Below are 17,663 nucleotides of genomic sequence, written 5' to 3' on the forward strand. Positions count from 1 at the left end.
TGAGCCATGATCAAACTCTTCAATTAAAAAGTTTTATGTCTTTCGACAGCTCAATAAATTCTGAATTTTGATTCTTTCGAATCGAATTGACTGTGCTGAAACAAGTAAACTTGTTTCCGTTGGTCACTCAGTTCAATTGAGACTCTAAATTTGTTTGCGTCACTTAGTAAACTAAGCTTCGCTGTTAGAACTCAACCTGTACGAGTGCCCACACAGATGATTGCTTTATATTGTTAAAGAACGTTGCGACGTTGTCGCTAGGGATGCGTATAATACATCCTTTATTTTTCGAGTCAACACTTAATTTTAAACTTTCTTGCGATTATTTAAACTTAAGTTTTACTTAACTCTATGAGTAGCTCATGCCTCGCTATGCGTTGCGCTCTGCCGTCTCAGTGGGGTCGCATTATAGGGAGAACAGATTTTTACGCAAGTACTTTTTTAAAGAAAAACTAAAAAAACACACTGTTCGGTCAGTATCTGAGCTAAAACTGATAAAACAGCTAGTTTTATAATCAAATCAGGCTTTGCTGGTACTTAAATAAGCGCTACTGTTACACTGATACTATTCATATTGTTTAATTTAAAGGTGCATATATGGCAATACGTTCTTATAAAGGAATAACTCCTGCGTTTAATGATTCTGTTTATATAGACGAGTCGTCTGTATTAGTTGGTGATATCACCCTAGGTGATGATAGTAGTGTATGGCCACTAGTTGCTGCCCGTGGTGATGTTAATCATATTCGTATCGGTAAGCGTACTAATATACAAGATGGCAGTGTTTTACATTTATCAAGAGCGACTAAAAGCAATCCTGAGGGTTACCCACTTATTATTGGTGATGATGTTACCGTGGGTCATAAGGTAATGCTGCATGGCTGCGTTCTAGGTAACCGCATACTCGTGGGCATGGGCGCCATTATTATGGATAACGTGATTGTAGAAGACGAGGTGATTATTGGTGGTGGTGCTTTAGTACCTCCTAATAAGCGTTTAGAGTCTGGCTATTTATATGTAGGTAGCCCAGCGAAACAAGCCCGCCCTTTAACAGAGCAAGAGCTGAGCTTTTTAAAAGTGTCTGCCGATAATTACGTGCAGCTTAAAGATGAATACTTAGCTGAAGACGCGAAATAACCACAATTTTTTGCTTAATTAAGTAAACTCACTTCTATTTGCCCTGCCGAGTTATAGCTTTCGTCTTCGATTAGCTGCTCGGCACGCTCTTCATAATCAAATCGATATTGTTCAAAATAACGCGTTGCATGACTCTCATCGGCTAAATTTAAACTACTTACAGCAATCACACACTCAACTAGCATTCCGCTTACTTGTGCAAAAAAAACTAGCTGGTGAGTTGGCTCTCTAAATTCGAGTCGGTCTATAAACTGTATTGCTTGATTCATTTAAGTACTCCCTGCTTTAGTGCAGTAACAACGGAAACAATGTCCGGCATTTTATTTCGCCATACATAATAAGCTTGTGCAGCTTGCCCTACTAACATGCCACTGCCATCTAATAGCTTAGCCGCTTTATTGTGTTCGCTCACCCAATTCATAAATAGCGTATTTTGCGTCGCATAAAACATATCGTAAGCCATTTCACATGCGCTTAAATACTTAGAGCTTAGTGCAGGTAATTCGTTATTCATACTGCTCGAGGTTGAATTTATAACCAAGTGATAATCAACTTGAGGAAGGTCGTCAAAACCATACCCCGAAACATTGCCGTGCTCGGTAAAGAGTTTTGCCAAAGTTTGGGCTTTATGTGCAGTGCGATTAACGATAATAATTTCTTTAGGCTGTTGCTCAAGTAAAGGTAAAATAACACCACGGGCAGCGCCACCTGCACCAATTATCAATAGGCGTTTACCTGTTATTGTTATTTTATTCGCTAGTAAATCGTTCACAAAGCCTATGCCGTCGGTGTTATCACCGAGTAAGGTACCATCATCGCGCTTTTTAAGGGTATTTACTGCGCCTGCAAGTTTAGCCACTGAGGTTAGTTCATCGGCTAAAGCAAAGGCCTGCTCTTTAAAAGGAACAGTGACATTTGCGCCTTTGCCCCCTTGTTCAAAAAAAGTAGCGACTGCTTTTTCAAATCCATCGATAGGTGCTAATATTGCGCGATAGTCGATTTGCTCTCCCAATGACTTAGCAAACTGCTGATGTATGCTGGGAGATTTTGAATGTTTGATTGGATTTCCAAAAACCGCATATTTATCCATTTTAAACAACCTCTTTGCAGTTTTAGTACTGCCTATTAACGATGATAAAACTATGATTAAAAGACTCTTTTCAAGATCAAAGCCGTCTACAACCACTCAAGCGCCTACGCCAGAGAAAACCCCGTATGAAATCATCGGCGGAGAAGCGCCCACGCGTGCAATTGCCAATAGATTCTACGACATAATGGCCAGCGATGAATACGCTAAACCGTTATATGATATGCATCCTCAACCATTAGATAGAATTCGCCAAGTATTTTTTGAGTTTTTATCGGGTTGGCTTGGTGGCCCAGACTTATTTGTAGAAAAACATGGCCATCCAATGCTGCGCAAACGTCATATGCCATTTCCTATTGATCAAGATTTACGTGATCAGTGGATGTATTGCATGAATAAAACCTTAGACATAGAAGTTGATAACCCCGTTTTACGCGAAGGTTTACGCCAATCACTGGCACAGCTTGCCAGTCATATGATTAATCAGCATTAATCTATCCCGTTCTTTAATTGGGGATTATTTGCGCTAAGTCAAAACCCGCTTTTCTAAAATAAAGATAATATCCTATTAAATAGTTAGAAAAGCGTGGCGCGTGTGAAATCAATCCAACATAAAATTTATGCTTTGTTAGCATTAACCGGCATTATAGTACTCATAGCTAGTATTTTTAGTAGTGCGAGTCAACAGCGCACGCTCGCACAAGATACGGTGGCAGAAAATATTAAGCTACTTGCCGATAACTATTTTGATTCAATAAACACCATGATGCTAACGGGTACTATGGCTAATCGAGAATTATTGAGCCAAAAGCTTCGTAAACATCCTAATATTGAAGACGCTCATATTATTCGCTCTGACATAGTCAATAAGCTGTATGGACCAGGCGATAAAAACCAAACAGCGAGTAATAATAGTGAACGCGAAGCGCTGCGAGGCAAAGAAAGTTTATTTATAGAGCAAAGCAATAATAATCGCAGTATGACCTATCTTCGCCCTATGTTTGCTAGTACAGACTACAAAGGTACAAACTGCTTAGGCTGCCATCAAGCGCAAGAAGGCGATGTACTAGGTGTGGTAAAAATTAGCTATTCCTTAGCTGATATTGATAGTGAGGTAACTTACAACACATTAATAACCACCAGCCTACTGTCTACTATTTTTATTATTGCCTTTGTGCTGCTAGGTATAGTGTTTAGAAAAATATTTATAGTACGCCTTAAAAAGCTCGGCCATGCAATGCACTTAGCCACTACTAATAAAGATTTAACCTTACGCATTGAAGATAACGCCGAAGATGAACTCGGCTGGCTTGCCACTAGTTTTAACCAAATGATTGCTACGTTTAAAGATAACATTGCTCAGGTATCTCACTCTTCAAAAGTGCTTATTCATTCAGCAGAGAAAATTTATACTTCTGCCGATACTACTGAGCGCGCTATTTTAGAACAAAAGAAAAGTACCGACTCGGTAGCTGCAGCAATTAATGAGCTAGAAAGCTCATCCAATGAAGTAAGAAACACCACTCATTTTGCTCAAGAAAAATCAGAGAACAGTAATGAGCTAGCACAGCAAAGCATGCAGGTTGCAGAGCAAACCGAACTCAGTATAAATCAACTAGCTGAAGATGTACGCCAAGCGGCAGATCAAGTGAGACAACTGCAAGAGCAAACGCTTGAAGTGGGTAAAGTGCTTGAGGTGATCAGCAGTATCGCCGAGCAAACAAACCTATTAGCACTTAATGCAGCCATTGAAGCTGCCCGTGCAGGTGAAGCAGGCCGAGGGTTTGCCGTTGTTGCTGATGAAGTACGAACTTTAGCAACCCGAACTCATGCCTCTACCGATGAAATACGCCGTACTATAGATAAGTTGCAATCAGAAGCAGCGCAAACAGTTAAAACCATGGGTGAGTCCTGTGCAGAGGCAGACGAAAGAGCGCAACAAGTACAACAAGTTGCACAGGCTTTAAAAGATATTTCTAGCCAAATGAATGAAATAAATGAGCTAAATATACAAATAGCCGATGCGACAGAGCAGCAAAATCTAGCCGCCGAAGAAATAAACAGAAGCGTTGTTGGTATCAGTGATAATGCAGAGCAATCGTTAGTGGATGCGGATGAAAATCAAAAAGTCAGTGAAGAGTTACTCAATTTAGCTCGCTCGTTAGATGAGCAGGTACGAAGCTTTAAACTAAAACAATAATTTTAAAAGCCAGTCAATAAGTAGTTTATTGACTGGCATATCATTCTTAGCCCAGAGCTAACCAATCACGTGGCTTTAAGAAGTCTTTATATAGCAATGCCTCTGCACTGTCTTCGGCTGGGGTAAAGTTATATTCCCAACGGGCTAAAGGTGGCATCGACATTAAAATAGATTCAGTTCGGCCACCGCTTTGTAAGCCAAATAATGTGCCACGGTCCCAGACTAAATTAAACTCAACATAACGACCACGGCGATATAATTGAAAGTCGCGTTGTTGTTCGGTGTACTTATCGTTTTTGCGACGCTCAATAATAGGAACGTAAGCATCTAAAAAGCCATTACCCACCGATTGCATAAATGCAAAGCTTTGCTCAAAACCTAACTCATTCAAATCGTCAAAAAATAAGCCGCCTACGCCACGGGTTTCATCTCGATGTTTTAAATAAAAGTATTCATCACACCATTTTTTATATTTTGGATATACATCATCGCCAAAAGGCTGACACACATCGTGCGCAACTTGGTGCCAATGCACTACATCTTCAAGTACAGGGTAAAACGGGGTTAAATCAAAACCACCACCAAACCACCAAATCGGTTCTTCACCTTCTTTTTCGGCAATAAAAAAGCGCACATTGGCATGGCTTGTTGGTATATGTGGGTTTTTAGGGTGGATCACTAACGATACACCACACGCATGAAAACTGCGCCCGGCAAGCTCAGGTCTATGTGCAGTGGCAGAGCCCGGCATAGAGGCACCAAATACATGAGAGTAATTAACTCCCCCTTGCTCAATCACATTACCATTAGTGATAACGCGAGTACGACCACCGCCGCCCTCTTCTCGCTGCCAGCTGTCTTCAACAAACTGTGCTTTCCCGTCTGCTGCTTCTAAGCCTTGGCAAATGGTATCTTGCAAAGCCATAAAGTACGCTTTTACTTGTTTTAATAATTCGCTTTGCATCGTTAACCTCTGAATACATTGCCTGTCATGGCATCTTTAATGGTACTTGGTTGCGTATTACCACCTAATGGTTCATCAACATAAAAACTAACCTGCTCGCCAAACTGCTGCTGAGCTTCAACAATACTTGTTACCGTTGCTTGGCCGGTTAAATTTGCACTTGTTGATACCAGTGGTTTACCAAACTGTTGGCATAAACGTTTAACTGTAGGGTGGTTAGTTACTCTTACTGCAATAGTATCAAACTGCCCTGTTAACCACTTTGGGGTAGACTTAGCTGCAGGCATCACCCAAGTGAGTGCGCCTGGCCAACTTGAAAAAATATCGGCACGTTTATCCATAGGCAGCTTAGCGTCATCGACATATTTTAATAATTGCCCGTAATTGTCAGCAATTAAAATAAGCCCTTTTTCAACGGGGCGTTGTTTAATATCAAGTAAACGTTCCACCGCCTGTTGATTGTCAGGATCGCAACCAAGGCCATAAACAGCTTCGGTTGGGTATAAAATAACATCGCCTTGTTCTAAGCTAGTTATTGCAGCAGATAAAGAAGAAAGGTCAGACAAAATTGTCTCCAGAGATATTTACGTTATTCAGTGGCAGCAAACTTATGCATACAGCTTTTTTGTGGGCATTGTAACACAACACCACTCGCGGTCTTTTTCTCAGTAACAACTGGCCAGTCACATACAGGACACGCTTGAGCTACAGGTTTATGATTAAGCGTATATTTACAGCTTGGATAACAGTCGCAAGAATAAAACACTTTCCCAAATTTATTGCTGCGTGAAACCAAGTGGCCTTTTTTACATTTAGGGCAACTAATCACAGGCTCTTCACTTGGCGTATCGTCATGCTCACTGGCAATATAATGACATTCAGGGTAACCGGTACAGCCAATAAACATACCGTAGCGGCCATTTTTCACCACCAGCGGCTTGCTACACTCTGGACACTCGCTGTCCTCAAGTATTTTGATTTCGTTGCTATCATGATGTGCAAGCGGGCGAATAAAATCGCACTTAGGGTAACTAGCGCAGCCTAAAAAAGGCCCAGATTTACTATTACGAATGACGAGTTCTGAACCACATTGCGGGCATATCTCATATTCTTTTTCTAAGGCGTGTTTATTAGCCGCGAAAAGTGAATGATCGATTTTACTCATGTAAATCCTAGTGGTTGGTGAATTTTCGCCTAATATACCCAAAACCCTTAAAGATACAAGCTCTGGCAGTCGGTTTGTTAACGCTGAAAATAATAAAACACGCAATAATGATTACTCACATCATTAGTCGTGAACCTGTTAATGTAATACTTCACTGGGCTCATCAAAAATAAGATCTTCCATTTGCTCATACGCCTGCTGAGAATCAGGGGCGTTAAATAACACCATAAGAGTTAACCATTTTAAATCTTCCAAAGTAATAGCTGAATTATCAAGCGCCGCTAAACGGTCCATCACCATTTCACGAGTGGTGCTATTAATAACGCCCGTTTGTTCAACAAACATTAAAAAGCCGCGACATTCGGTGTCGAGAACTTGGCACTCACTGTCGGTAAAAATACGCACTGCATGTTGTGGAGTGGCTAATAAATAAGGCGACTCATTGCTGTATTGCAATGCGGCAAGTTGATCTAACCAGTCAATGGCTTTGTTAATTTCGGGTTTGTTAAACCCAGCGCGAAGTAACTCATCGGTAAGTGTGCTTTGCTCAACAAATACATCACTTTCGCTGTGAACATAGTTTTCAAATAAATACATGAGAATATCAAACATATTATCCTCCAGCGCTTAATTTAATATAGCCGTCTAATACACGTTCAATTTGATCGTCTAACTCTAAATCAAGCAATCGCGCTTGTACTTTATCAATTGGCCACTGTACTCGACGCATAATATCGTCCACACTGGTCACCTCAAAACCAATACTGTTAAGCACCTCGCAATCTGAGGTTACAGCATCAGTTAACTCTTTATAGTTTAGACCAGAAGGGTATGAAAAGTTCATCTCATCAAGAATATCGGCGACGTTCTCAACCAGCTTAGCACCCTGCTTAATTAAAAAATGACTTGCTTGTGCCAGCGGGTTTTTAATTGAGCCTGGCACCGCAAAAACCTCTTTATTTTGTTCAAGCGCATAACGTACGGTGATCAGTGAGCCACTTTTAATTTCGGCTTCAACAATTAAAACGCCTAAAGAGAGTCCTGAAATAATACGATTACGTCGTGGAAAGTTATGCGCGTTGGCCGCGGTGCCCGGTAAAAACTCACTTACCAATAAACCCTGTGTTAATACTTGCTCTGTAAGTAACTTATGGCGTTTAGGGTAATAAACATCAACCCCAGTCCCTAGTACGGCAATGGTTTTACCATTTCCTGCCAGCGCTCCTTTATGGGCAGCACCATCAATGCCACGCGCCATACCAGAGGTTACTGTTATGCCAGCAAGCGTTAGCTGATGTGCAAATTCTGCAGCAATTTCAAGTCCTGTGGTGGTTGCATTTCGACTGCCAACAATCGCAATTTGTGGAGAAGACAGTAAGCTAATATCGCCTTTACAAAAAAGTAATAATGGCGCACTGGCTATTTGTTTTAAGTGTTCTGGGTAGGTGGTATCAAAAATACTAATAACAATAATATGTTGCTGGCTAATAAGCTGTTCATAATGCGCAACTTGCTGCCAATTTGTATTAAGTAAATTGCTTGCTTGACTCGCTGTTAAGCCCAACATAACCAGCTGGGAATGCGATAAGGAAAACAGCGACTCTAAACTGTGCTGCTTAGAGAGGGCTAATAGTGTTTTTATTCCAAGCCCTTTGCATAAGTAAAAGGCAAGCCAATGGCTTAGCTTGCCAAACGATTGCTCCATGTTCCCTCCTAGAACACCGACTCGCTACTTAATGAATAACTGCTAAATCTCCAATGCGAATTGGGTGCTGATTTTTAGTGATGAGTGCATAACTAACTTTGTCATACACTTTAAAAATAATCATTTCACCAACTTTTTCTGCTGGCATATTCCACGTAATGCTATCTTCATCGCTCTCTGAGCCAAACAACTCGCTAGTAGCCGATACCAATTTTTCTAAACGACTTGAGTCTTCTGTATAACGCGGACCTCGAGCGCCATCAATTACTTTAGGTGATTGACGTTCAATATCAATTACATGACCTACTTCAACTTGTTGTTCAGAGCCTAAGTTTAGCACCACCACATCCATCGTGCTAAATTCTCTCACTTCACGGGGAGAGGCAATTACATGACCCTGCAACGGCTGGGTAGGACGATGCATATTAAAATACACTGGCAGCATCTGCCCTTCCATTGCGGGTAATAAAAAATCACCTTGCTTGATTTCGCGCTTAACTGATTCAACTCTGACTGAGGCAGGTTCACCATTAGCCGCATCACCAGCTCTAAAAGCGCGAGCCATACCTACATAAGATGCTCTACTCGCTAGCTTTTCACCTGTTTTAGGATCGGTGTAAGGCGCCCCTTCATGGTAAATAGCATAAGCCTGATTGCGCTTTAAGTTACCTTTAACATATAAAATATGATCGATTGTTTGGGTTTTGGTATTTTCGTTTGCACCCAAAATGTAGGGTTTTTCTTTTATCGTATCGCTGTTTATCGCTTGTTCAAACGACAAATACGGTTTAATCAACTCAAGCGGTAACGTGGTAATCGCGTCTTTCCCTTTAGGTGTAATACGCCCCATAGGTGATAGCTTTCTATACGCTTTATTAATCACTAAACGCGGATTACCGTCTGCATCGTAAATTAATGCTAACGCATCGCCCGGGTAAATAAGATGAGGGTTGTCTATTTGCGGGTTCATTTGCCATAACTCAGGCCAAAGCCATGGCTCGTTTAAATATATCGCTGAGATATCCCAAAGCGTGTCACCTTTTTTTACAACGTATTGTTTAGGAGCGTCTTTTTTTATAGTTAGTACATCTGCTAGCACAGGAAAAGCAGCACCTAATGCAAGTATTATTGCAATGAATGGAGATTTCATTGAGCTTCCTCATAGTGTTTTTTCATTATTATTAATCAAAACCTGTTAAAGGGGAACGTGAATGGCTAAAATAAGAACATACGATACCCTAAATTTAAGCATAAGTGTAAAAGGTAACTATGGCTAGGTTAGAAGTTTTAAGATTTCCAGATGAACGTTTACGTACAATCGCAAAAGAAGTAACTGTTGTTGACAACCAAGTACGTGAAATTGTCAAAGATATGCTAGAAACTATGTACGATGAAAATGGTATTGGACTTGCTGCTACGCAAGTTGATATTCATCAACGTATTGTGGTGATCGATGTATCAGAAGAGCGCGATGAACCGCTAGTACTTATCAATCCACAAATTATCAAAAAAGATGGCTCTACCGTGAGCGAAGAAGGCTGTTTATCAGTTCCTCACTCGTACGCAAAAGTTGATCGCGCAGAAACCGTCACCGTGGCTGCACTCAACGAAGAAGGTAAAGAATTTATTCTTGATGCCGACGAATTATTAGCGATTTGTATTCAGCATGAGCTTGATCACCTTCAAGGTAAATTATTTATTGATTATTTATCTCCATTAAAGCGCCAACGCATCCGTAAAAAGCTTGAAAAAGAAGCGAAGTTTGCAGCGCAATAATAAGCACCTTAGTAAATAATTAGGAAACTCAGTGACACAACCATTACGCATTATATTTGCCGGTACGCCGGACTTTGCTGCACGCCATCTGCAAGCACTCATCAATAGTGAACACCAAATTGTGGGCGTTTACAGTCAACCAGATCGTCCAGCGGGTCGCGGAAAAAAACTAAAAGCCAGTGAAGTAAAAGCGCTTGCACTAGAACATGACCTCCCTGTTTTTCAGCCGCAATCTCTCAAAACAGATGAAGCACTTGAGGAATTAAATAGCCTCAATGCCGATATTATGATTGTGGTTGCCTACGGTTTAATTTTACCTAAAGCCATTTTAGATGCCCCGCGTTTAGGGTGTTTAAATGTGCATGGTTCTATTTTACCTCGCTGGCGTGGTGCCGCACCTATTCAACGTGCTATTTGGGCAGGCGATCAGCAAACTGGTGTAACGATAATGCAAATGGATGAAGGGCTAGATACCGGCGATATGCTGCATATTAGCCGCTGCCCTATTGATAATACTGAAACCAGTGCCAGCTTATACACTAAGCTTGCTGAACTCGGGCCTGATGCATTAATCGATACCATAAATCGTTTAGCCAACGGGGAAATAACGCCTGAACCACAAAACGATACCGATGCCAATTACGCTAAAAAACTCTCAAAAGACGAAGCCAACATTGATTGGTCTATGGATGCCGAGCAAATCGAGCGTAACATTCGTGCCTTTAACCCATGGCCAGTATGCTTTACCCAAATGCGTGGTAATACGGTAAAAATATACCAAGCAAACGTGGTTGAACAATCAGGCGCAGCTGGCACTGTCTTAGCAAGTGATAAAAACGGTATCGTTGTGGCTTGTGGTAAACACGCTTTATCTATTGGCGAATTACAACCACAAGGCAAAAAGCCAATGGCAATTAATGATTTTTTAAACGGTCGTAGCGATTGGGTCACTCCCGGCACTGTATTAGGCGAAAATAATGAGTAATGTAAGCAATGTCAGAGCGCTAGCCGCTGAAACTTTATATAACGTGGTTGATAAAGGCGCATCGCTTAATCAGGAACTTCCTTTCGCTAGCCAAGGCCTATCACCTAAAGATAAAGCCTTACTGCAGCAAATTTGCTACGGAGTATTACGTTACTTACCTAGCCTAGAAAATTATTGCCAGCATCTAGTCGAGCAACCGCTTAAAGGCAAACGTCGTATTTTTCAGTTTTTATTGTATGTGGGCATTTACCAACTACAACACATGCGTGTACCGCCACATGCAGCAATTAGCGAAACGGTTAATGCGTTACAACAATTGCGCGCTCTTGGCTTAAAAGGGCTTATTAACGCCATTTTACGAAGCTTTCAACGTCAGCAAGTTGAGCTTGAAGAAAAAGCCAAACAAATTCCGGTATGTTTATACAACCATCCAAACTGGTTTATAAAGCAAGTAAAAGAAGCCTATCCAGATCACTGGGAAGACATTCTAGAAGCAAACCAACAGCAAGCGCCAATGTGGCTGCGAGTGAATCAATCGCAGTTTAGCACCCAAGAATATAGCGAAATGCTAACCGCTAACGATATTGAACATACTCTAAACCCTGATTTTATTGATGGCATTAAACTAAGCAAACCACGCGATGTATTTTCACTTCCTGAGTTTGATACCGGTGCTTGTTCAGTACAAGATGCGGCAGCGCAGCTTGCAGCTCGCTACCTAGACCCACAAAATGGTGATGCAATACTTGATGCCTGTGCAGCGCCTGGTGGTAAAACCTGCCATATTTTAGAGCTTGCCGATGCAGATGTACTCGCGCTTGATAGCGATGCCACACGCCTAGAACGTGTTAAACAAAACCTAGAACGCATAGGTTTGGGCGCCGACTTACAATGTGGTGATGCATCGCAACCTCACACTTGGTGGGATGAAGAGCAGTTTGATCGTATTTTGTTAGATGTACCCTGCTCTGCAACGGGCGTAATTCGTCGTCATCCAGATATAAAATGGCTACGTCGCGCATCCGACATTAACGACTTATCGACCCTACAAGGCGATATACTCGATAGCATTTGGCCATTGTTAAAACCAGGCGGCACATTAGTGTATGCAACTTGCTCGGTACTTCCTCAAGAAAACCAACAACAAGTTGCTAAGTTTTTAGCTAATAACGACGATGTGGAGCATATTCCTCTGCACAGCGAAGACACAAAAACCACACCAGGCTTACAGCTGTTACCAGGTGAAAGTGACGGTTTTTACTACGCTAAATTAGTTAAAAAAGCCTAGTATTGCCACGCAACACATTTAACTACCTCGCTTTTGAGGTAGTTATTATTTTGATGTAATTAGTATTAATAATACGGGTACATAATGAAAATAATCATACTCGGTGCTGGGCAAGTTGGCGGCACACTCGCAGAAAACCTAGTGGGTGAACAAAACGAAATAACCGTAGTTGATATCGACGGTAACCGCTTGCGTGAACTGCAAGATAAATACGATTTACAAGGTGTTGCAGGCCACGGCGCCCACCCTGATGTGTTGAGTCGCGCGGGAGCTGAAGATGCCGATATGATTATCGCCGTAACCAGCTCAGATGAAGTAAACATGGTGGCATGCCAAGTTGCTTACAGTATTTTTAATACGCCAACCAAAATAGCCCGCATTCGCTCTGAGCAGTATTTAAAATACCGTGAAAAACTCTTTCATAATGATGATTTACCGGTCGATCATTACATAGCCCCAGAAGCACTCGTTACTAAATATATTCGCCGTTTGATAGATTACCCTGGTGCATTACAGGTACTACAATTTGCCGACGGCATGCTCTCTTTAGTAGCTGTAAAAGCCTACTATGGCGGTTTATTGGTAGGCTATGCCCTATCTACACTTAAGCAACATATTCCTAATGTAGAAACCCGGGTAGCCGCTATTTACCGTCAAGGCAAGGCAATAAAACCGCAGGGTACTACCGTAATAGAAGCCGACGATGAAGTATTTTTTATTGCCGCCACCAAACATATTCGTGCGGTAATGAACGAGCTACAAAAACTGGAACGCTCGTACAAAAAAATTATGATAGCCGGTGGGGGTAACATTGGTGCTGGCCTAGCCCGTTCACTGGAAAGAAACCACAGCGTTAAATTATTAGAACGCAGTAAAGAGCGCGCAGAGCAACTCTCTGAAATGCTAGACAACACCGTGGTATTTTGTGGTGATGCGTCCGATCAAGAGCTGCTCTCAGAAGAACACATTGAACAAGTTGATGTTTTTATTGCCGTTACTAACGATGATGAAGTGAATATTATGTCGGCCATGCTCGCAAAACGCATGGGGGCACAAAAAACCATGGTGCTTATTCAGCGAGGTGCTTACGTTGATTTAGTACAAGGCGGCGAAATAGATATTGCTATTTCACCACAACAAGCGACTATTTCTGCGTTACTTACGCACGTGCGCCGAGGCGACATTGTAAACGTGTATTCACTGCGTAAAGGGGCTGCAGAAGCCATAGAGGCAGTTGCCCATGGTGATGAAAACACATCTAAAGTAGTGGGTCGCGCGATTGCAGATATTAAATTGCCAGCAGGTACCACAATAGGTGCAATTGTACGTAATGACGATGTACTAATTGCCCACGACGACACGATAATTCTATCAGGCGATCATGTAATTATGTTCTTAATTGATAAAAAGCACATTAACGTGGTTGAAAAGTTATTCCAAGTTAGCGCAATCTTTTTATAAGTAATCCCTCCTTTTTATTCACAACGTGCTTGTAAGTAAAAAGGAGAACACTTAAACCTAAATGAAAATCATTATCAAAAGCATTTACTAATAAAGAAAAATCCATTAGTCTCTTCTTGCTCGATTATCAAGCAGCGACATCTACCGATGTGAAAAGTTAATTTCACGTTTTTAAATAAAAATGGATTTCAAATGATACACCTACTCTCAAAGAAAAATTCTCCCGTAACTCATTACACTCTGGTTGGTCTTTTACTTTCAGCAGTTTCAACTCAAACGATCGCCCACACTAGCGAAGATATCGAAAGGTTAACCGTTATTGGAGAGCAAGCGAACGGCTATAAAGTTAATTCTATGAGCTCTGCAACAGGCCTTGAGCTATCACATTTGCAAACACCGCAATCAACGATAGCGATAACAAGCGAATTTATGGCAGACCAACAACTAAACACCGCAATTGAAGCTATAACCAGTGTGACAGGCATAAATGCGCGAGAAGCAGATAATGGCAAGTTTTCTATTTCAGCCCGAGGTATTAGTGTCACCAGCATACTTTATGATGGCATAGCGACCACATATGACACCCGCTTTAATTATGGAGATAACCTAACCGATACCGCAATTTATGATCGTATCGAAATAGTTAGAGGAGCAACGGGGCTAATGCTAGGCGCAGGTAACCCTTCGGCTGCAATTAATTTGATACGTAAACGTCCAACTGCAAACACTCAAATAAATCTTACTGCTTCATTAGGCTCATGGGACAACTACCGTGCGATGGTGGATGTGTCGGGAAGCATAAATAATAGTGAAAGTATAAGAGGACGGGCTGTTGTTGCTTATCAAGATAGACACTCATATCAAGATCGCTTCTCGCAAACCGTCAAACATTGTATGGCATTATTGAGGCAGATCTTTCTAACAGTACTTTATTGACTCTTGCTGTTGATAATCAATCGACAACCCCTAAAGGAACAATGTCAGGTGGTTTGCCTATTTTTTATAGTGATGGTTCCCGCACTGCTTATGATAGAGGTGCTTCAACGGCTCAAAATTGGGCCTCTTCTCGAACCGATGCACTTAATGCGTTTATTCGCCTAGAGCATTACTTTAACGCTAACTGGCAGCTAACCGCTAATTATGTCTATGGTGATAACGACCTAGACTATGATGTGTTTTGGGTAAAAGGAGAGCCCGATCCTATAAACAACACAGGAATGATGCCAGGTTCTATAAACTATATTGATGCAAACAGAACGCAGGATACCTATGAGGTCGAACTCAATGGTCGGTTTAATTGGCTGGGCCAAAGTCACCAACTGCTATTTGGTTATAATACCCAAGAGCAACAGTTTTCGACCCCTTATTATGCTAGTCAACAAAGTGACTATATTATCGGCGATTTCACTGACTCTAGTTATAGCATTGCAAAACCAAATTGGCAGTCAGAAGCGGCTTACGGCTCTTATGGCACAACTAAACAAGATGCACTTTATGTTGCTGCACAACTAAATATAACCGATGCCTTGTCTTTAATTGTTGGAAGCCGGTTAAATCAATGGCAAACCAATCAAGATAATTTTGGTCGCATCCATGATTATAAAATAAGTGATGAACTAACTAATTATTTTGGAGCAACTTATGAACTAACACAGAGTTGGGCTTTGTATGCTAATTACACTGATATTTTTACACCACAAAGTCGAGTTGATAAAAATGGCAATTATTTAAGCCCTATTGAAGGTAAGAATTATGAACTTGGCATAAAAGCTTCTGTACTTGATGAACGTTTAGACATATCCCTTTCTGGATTTAAAATTTATCAAGATAATGTGGGCGAGTACACGGGCGATACCATTGCAGAAACACTTCAGGCCATCTACAAGCCCATTAACGGCACATTAACTCAAGGCTACGAGCTAGAAATCAACGGAAAATTAACCTATAACTGGAACGCTTATTTTGGCTATACCCATAGTAAAGGCGAAAAACCGGATAATGCGGTATTAAATACCACCAACCCAAACGATCAATTTAAACTTTTTACTAGCTATCAACTCTCAGGTGCATTAGACAATCTAAAATTGGGTGGAGGCTATCGCTGGCAAAGCAACAGCTATGACGAAGTTAAAAACCCTGTTTATGGCGCTGTTGAGGTAAACCAGCCTAGCTATGGTATTGCAAGCCTAATGGCGAATTATCAAATGAATGAGCAATTATCTGTAAGCCTAAATATCGATAACTTATTTGATAAGCATTATTACAGTCAAATTGGGTTCTATAACCAATATCGTTATGGCAAGCCAAGAAGCTTCTCTCTCCAACTTAAATATAGTCTCTAACAAGCACAAAAAAGCCGCTGACTATTAAGCGGCTTTAGTGGAGTATGATGGGGTAATACTTATTGTACTCTTGCAAACTCTTCTTTAGAAAGTTCACCATTTCCGTCAGTATCTAAGTCATCAAAAATATTCATGAGTTGTTTATTAGACGCAGCTTCCTGCTGACTAATTACACCGTCGCCATTGCTATCAAAAGAGGCAAAGTCTACTGCTGCGTATGCCGCTGATGATGACGCTAATACTAAAATCGCAAGTGTTGTGTTTAATGCTTTCATAATAAGTCTCCTATAAGAGGGAAATCCTTTTCTGAGATCCCTGTGCAATGAAAAAAGTTAAAAATTAAAAGTTTGCAAACTCAGCTTTAGAAAGCTCACCATTACCGTCAGTATCAAGCTCAGTAAATGCGGCCGTTAAATCAGCATTTACAGCAGCTTCGCTTTGACTAATAACCCCATTACCGTCGGTATCAATTGTGTCAAAGTCGCTAGCGGCAAAGGCTGCTGATGAAGAAGCTAGCGCGATAAGTGCGAATGTTTTGTGTAATGTTTTCATAATTTAATCCTTCAAAATGTAATGCTTTGTGCTATTGGAAATGTCAGGCTATAACCGTCCTTGTTATTCTTTTTCATAGGCTCCCTTGCCTACTTAGGTTGTCTTTGGCAACTCAGAATATACCCAGCTTTAGCTTATGCTTTAGAAAATTCTGCTTTTGATAGCTCACCGTTTTGGTCTGTATCAAGCTCTGAGAACATGCTCATTAATTTTGCATCAACCGATGCTTCGCTTTGGCTAATAGCGCCGTTACCGTCGGTATCTAGTGTGTCAAAGTCGCTCGCTGCAAAGGCAGCTGATGAAGAAGCAAGAGCGATAAGTGCGAATGTTTTGTGTAATGTTTTCATAATGAGTATTCCTTAAAATCGTTTAAATAATGTGGGAGATTTAGCTCCCAAAGTTTAATAGCTTAGGATTATGCTTTAGAGAACTCTTCTTTTGATAGCTCACCGTTTTGGTCTGTATCAAGCTCTGAAAACATGCTCATTAGTTTTGCATCAACTGATGCTTCGCTTTGACTGATCGCGCCGTTGCCGTCAACGTCTAGCGTATCAAAGTCGCTTGCTGCAAAAGCAGCTGATGAAGAAGCTAATGCGATAAGTGCTAAAGTTTTATTAATGCTTTTCATAATCAATCTTCCTTCAAAGTTTATGTTTTATGCGATTAAGTGTTTTACTTTAAATCACGTTTCGTTCAATACAACCTGACTATTACAACTTCGATGCCAACAATAAAAAGCAATTTATTTTCAATGAGTTAAAATTAAAACATCTTTAAGTAGCGTTATTTTACTCGTTATTTTGTTGCTTTTTAGCAACAGTAGATAAGGCAATAAAATTAAAACAATAAAAATCAAAGAGTTGAGTTTAAGGAAAACCCCACACAGTCGGTGAGCAACCGCTAAAAAAGAGGATTAAATAAACAAAAAGGAAGGTGGGTTGAGTTTAATTTTGTTATAAACAAAAAAATTAGAATAAAAAATATATTTAACTAATTGTTTT

At 40.8% G+C, this 17,663-nt stretch carries 21 protein-coding genes; 9 read left to right on the top strand and 12 right to left on the bottom strand.

Annotation, left to right across the window (positions count from 1 at the left end; genetic code table 11):
* Positions 1 to 597 precede the first annotated feature (597 nt).
* Positions 598 to 1,137, top strand: coding sequence for a gamma carbonic anhydrase family protein (locus tag QMA00_RS09405; RefSeq protein ID WP_076922776.1), 540 nt, complete (start codon positions 598 to 600; stop codon positions 1,135 to 1,137).
* 14 nt (positions 1,138 to 1,151) lie between these two features.
* Here the strand turns inward: QMA00_RS09405 and QMA00_RS09410 are convergent, their stop codons facing one another.
* Together QMA00_RS09410 and aroE are read right to left on the bottom strand one after the other, a co-directional pair.
* Complete coding sequence (locus QMA00_RS09410; protein ID WP_013463676.1) at positions 1,152 to 1,406, bottom strand: DUF1488 domain-containing protein; 255 nt, start codon at positions 1,404 to 1,406, stop codon at positions 1,152 to 1,154.
* Positions 1,403 to 2,227 (bottom strand): shikimate dehydrogenase, encoded by an 825-nt coding sequence (aroE, locus tag QMA00_RS09415; RefSeq protein ID WP_076922775.1) that lies wholly within the window; start codon positions 2,225 to 2,227, stop codon positions 1,403 to 1,405. The genes QMA00_RS09410 and aroE overlap by 4 nt, the downstream gene beginning before the upstream one ends.
* Before the next feature lie 52 nt (positions 2,228 to 2,279).
* Between aroE and QMA00_RS09420 the strand changes: the two genes are divergently transcribed.
* On the top strand, positions 2,280 to 2,717 hold the full coding sequence (locus QMA00_RS09420; RefSeq protein WP_076922778.1) for a group II truncated hemoglobin: 438 nt from the start codon (positions 2,280 to 2,282) through the stop codon (positions 2,715 to 2,717).
* Positions 2,718 to 2,819: 102 nt separating this feature from the next.
* The gene (locus QMA00_RS09425; RefSeq protein WP_076922777.1) at positions 2,820 to 4,424 is read left to right on the top strand and encodes a methyl-accepting chemotaxis protein; all 1,605 of its coding nucleotides are present in this window, start codon (positions 2,820 to 2,822) and stop codon (positions 4,422 to 4,424) included.
* A gap of 46 nt (positions 4,425 to 4,470) precedes the next feature.
* On the opposite strand, the gene hemF is transcribed toward QMA00_RS09425, so the two are convergent.
* From hemF to QMA00_RS09455, 6 genes are all read right to left on the bottom strand, one after another.
* The gene (hemF, locus tag QMA00_RS09430) at positions 4,471 to 5,388 is read right to left on the bottom strand and encodes an oxygen-dependent coproporphyrinogen oxidase (protein WP_016900046.1); all 918 of its coding nucleotides are present in this window, start codon (positions 5,386 to 5,388) and stop codon (positions 4,471 to 4,473) included.
* Between the two features lie 2 nt (positions 5,389 to 5,390).
* Entirely contained in the window at positions 5,391 to 5,954 is a 564-nt protein-coding gene (locus QMA00_RS09435; protein WP_028834913.1) for an L-threonylcarbamoyladenylate synthase, read from the bottom strand.
* A gap of 23 nt (positions 5,955 to 5,977) precedes the next feature.
* Entirely contained in the window at positions 5,978 to 6,553 is a 576-nt protein-coding gene (locus QMA00_RS09440) for a type I DNA topoisomerase (RefSeq protein ID WP_076922774.1), read from the bottom strand.
* A gap of 138 nt (positions 6,554 to 6,691) precedes the next feature.
* Positions 6,692 to 7,165, bottom strand: a complete 474-nt coding sequence (locus QMA00_RS09445; RefSeq protein WP_076922773.1) for a DUF494 family protein — start codon at positions 7,163 to 7,165, stop codon at positions 6,692 to 6,694.
* A 1-nt stretch (position 7,166) separates the two neighbouring features.
* Positions 7,167 to 8,258, bottom strand: a complete 1,092-nt coding sequence (dprA, locus tag QMA00_RS09450; RefSeq protein ID WP_076922772.1) for a DNA-processing protein DprA — start codon at positions 8,256 to 8,258, stop codon at positions 7,167 to 7,169.
* A gap of 28 nt (positions 8,259 to 8,286) precedes the next feature.
* The gene (locus QMA00_RS09455; RefSeq protein ID WP_076922771.1) at positions 8,287 to 9,408 is read right to left on the bottom strand and encodes a LysM domain-containing protein; all 1,122 of its coding nucleotides are present in this window, start codon (positions 9,406 to 9,408) and stop codon (positions 8,287 to 8,289) included.
* Positions 9,409 to 9,527: 119 nt separating this feature from the next.
* Between QMA00_RS09455 and def the strand changes: the two genes are divergently transcribed.
* The 6 genes from def to QMA00_RS09485 all read left to right on the top strand — a co-directional run bounded on the left by def (position 9,528) and on the right by QMA00_RS09485 (position 16,110).
* A complete protein-coding gene (gene def / locus QMA00_RS09460; protein WP_076922770.1) occupies positions 9,528 to 10,034 on the top strand; it encodes a peptide deformylase in 507 nt (168 codons plus the stop codon).
* Between the two features lie 31 nt (positions 10,035 to 10,065).
* Positions 10,066 to 11,019 (top strand): methionyl-tRNA formyltransferase, encoded by a 954-nt coding sequence (fmt, locus tag QMA00_RS09465; RefSeq protein WP_076922769.1) that lies wholly within the window; start codon positions 10,066 to 10,068, stop codon positions 11,017 to 11,019.
* Positions 11,012 to 12,307 carry a 16S rRNA (cytosine(967)-C(5))-methyltransferase RsmB gene (gene rsmB, locus QMA00_RS09470; RefSeq protein WP_010392746.1) on the top strand — a complete coding sequence of 432 codons (1,296 nt, stop codon included), beginning with the start codon at positions 11,012 to 11,014 and terminating at the stop codon, positions 12,305 to 12,307. The genes fmt and rsmB overlap by 8 nt, the downstream gene beginning before the upstream one ends.
* 84 nt (positions 12,308 to 12,391) lie before the next feature.
* A complete protein-coding gene (gene trkA / locus QMA00_RS09475) occupies positions 12,392 to 13,768 on the top strand; it encodes a Trk system potassium transporter TrkA (protein ID WP_054202928.1) in 1,377 nt (458 codons plus the stop codon).
* Positions 13,769 to 13,960: 192 nt separating this feature from the next.
* Positions 13,961 to 14,704 (top strand): TonB-dependent receptor plug domain-containing protein, encoded by a 744-nt coding sequence (locus tag QMA00_RS09480; RefSeq protein WP_254843684.1) that lies wholly within the window; start codon positions 13,961 to 13,963, stop codon positions 14,702 to 14,704.
* Complete coding sequence (locus QMA00_RS09485) at positions 14,701 to 16,110, top strand: TonB-dependent receptor (protein ID WP_356947892.1); 1,410 nt, start codon at positions 14,701 to 14,703, stop codon at positions 16,108 to 16,110. Before QMA00_RS09480 ends, QMA00_RS09485 begins: the two co-directional genes overlap by 4 nt.
* 59 nt (positions 16,111 to 16,169) lie before the next feature.
* On the opposite strand, the gene QMA00_RS09490 is transcribed toward QMA00_RS09485, so the two are convergent.
* The 4 genes from QMA00_RS09490 to QMA00_RS09505 all read right to left on the bottom strand — a co-directional run bounded on the left by QMA00_RS09490 (position 16,170) and on the right by QMA00_RS09505 (position 17,290).
* Positions 16,170 to 16,385, bottom strand: a complete 216-nt coding sequence (locus QMA00_RS09490) for an EF-hand domain-containing protein (RefSeq protein ID WP_010392739.1) — start codon at positions 16,383 to 16,385, stop codon at positions 16,170 to 16,172.
* Positions 16,386 to 16,449: 64 nt separating this feature from the next.
* Complete coding sequence (locus QMA00_RS09495) at positions 16,450 to 16,662, bottom strand: EF-hand domain-containing protein (RefSeq protein WP_076922768.1); 213 nt, start codon at positions 16,660 to 16,662, stop codon at positions 16,450 to 16,452.
* 134 nt (positions 16,663 to 16,796) lie between these two features.
* The gene (locus tag QMA00_RS09500) at positions 16,797 to 17,009 is read right to left on the bottom strand and encodes an EF-hand domain-containing protein (RefSeq protein ID WP_008112939.1); all 213 of its coding nucleotides are present in this window, start codon (positions 17,007 to 17,009) and stop codon (positions 16,797 to 16,799) included.
* Between the two features lie 68 nt (positions 17,010 to 17,077).
* Positions 17,078 to 17,290 (bottom strand): EF-hand domain-containing protein, encoded by a 213-nt coding sequence (locus QMA00_RS09505; protein ID WP_008112941.1) that lies wholly within the window; start codon positions 17,288 to 17,290, stop codon positions 17,078 to 17,080.
* Positions 17,291 to 17,663 lie beyond the last annotated feature (373 nt).

It is taken from the genome of Pseudoalteromonas sp. APC 3694 (assembly GCF_030407565.1).
GTDB classification, from domain to species: Bacteria; Pseudomonadota; Gammaproteobacteria; order Enterobacterales; family Alteromonadaceae; genus Pseudoalteromonas; species Pseudoalteromonas tetraodonis.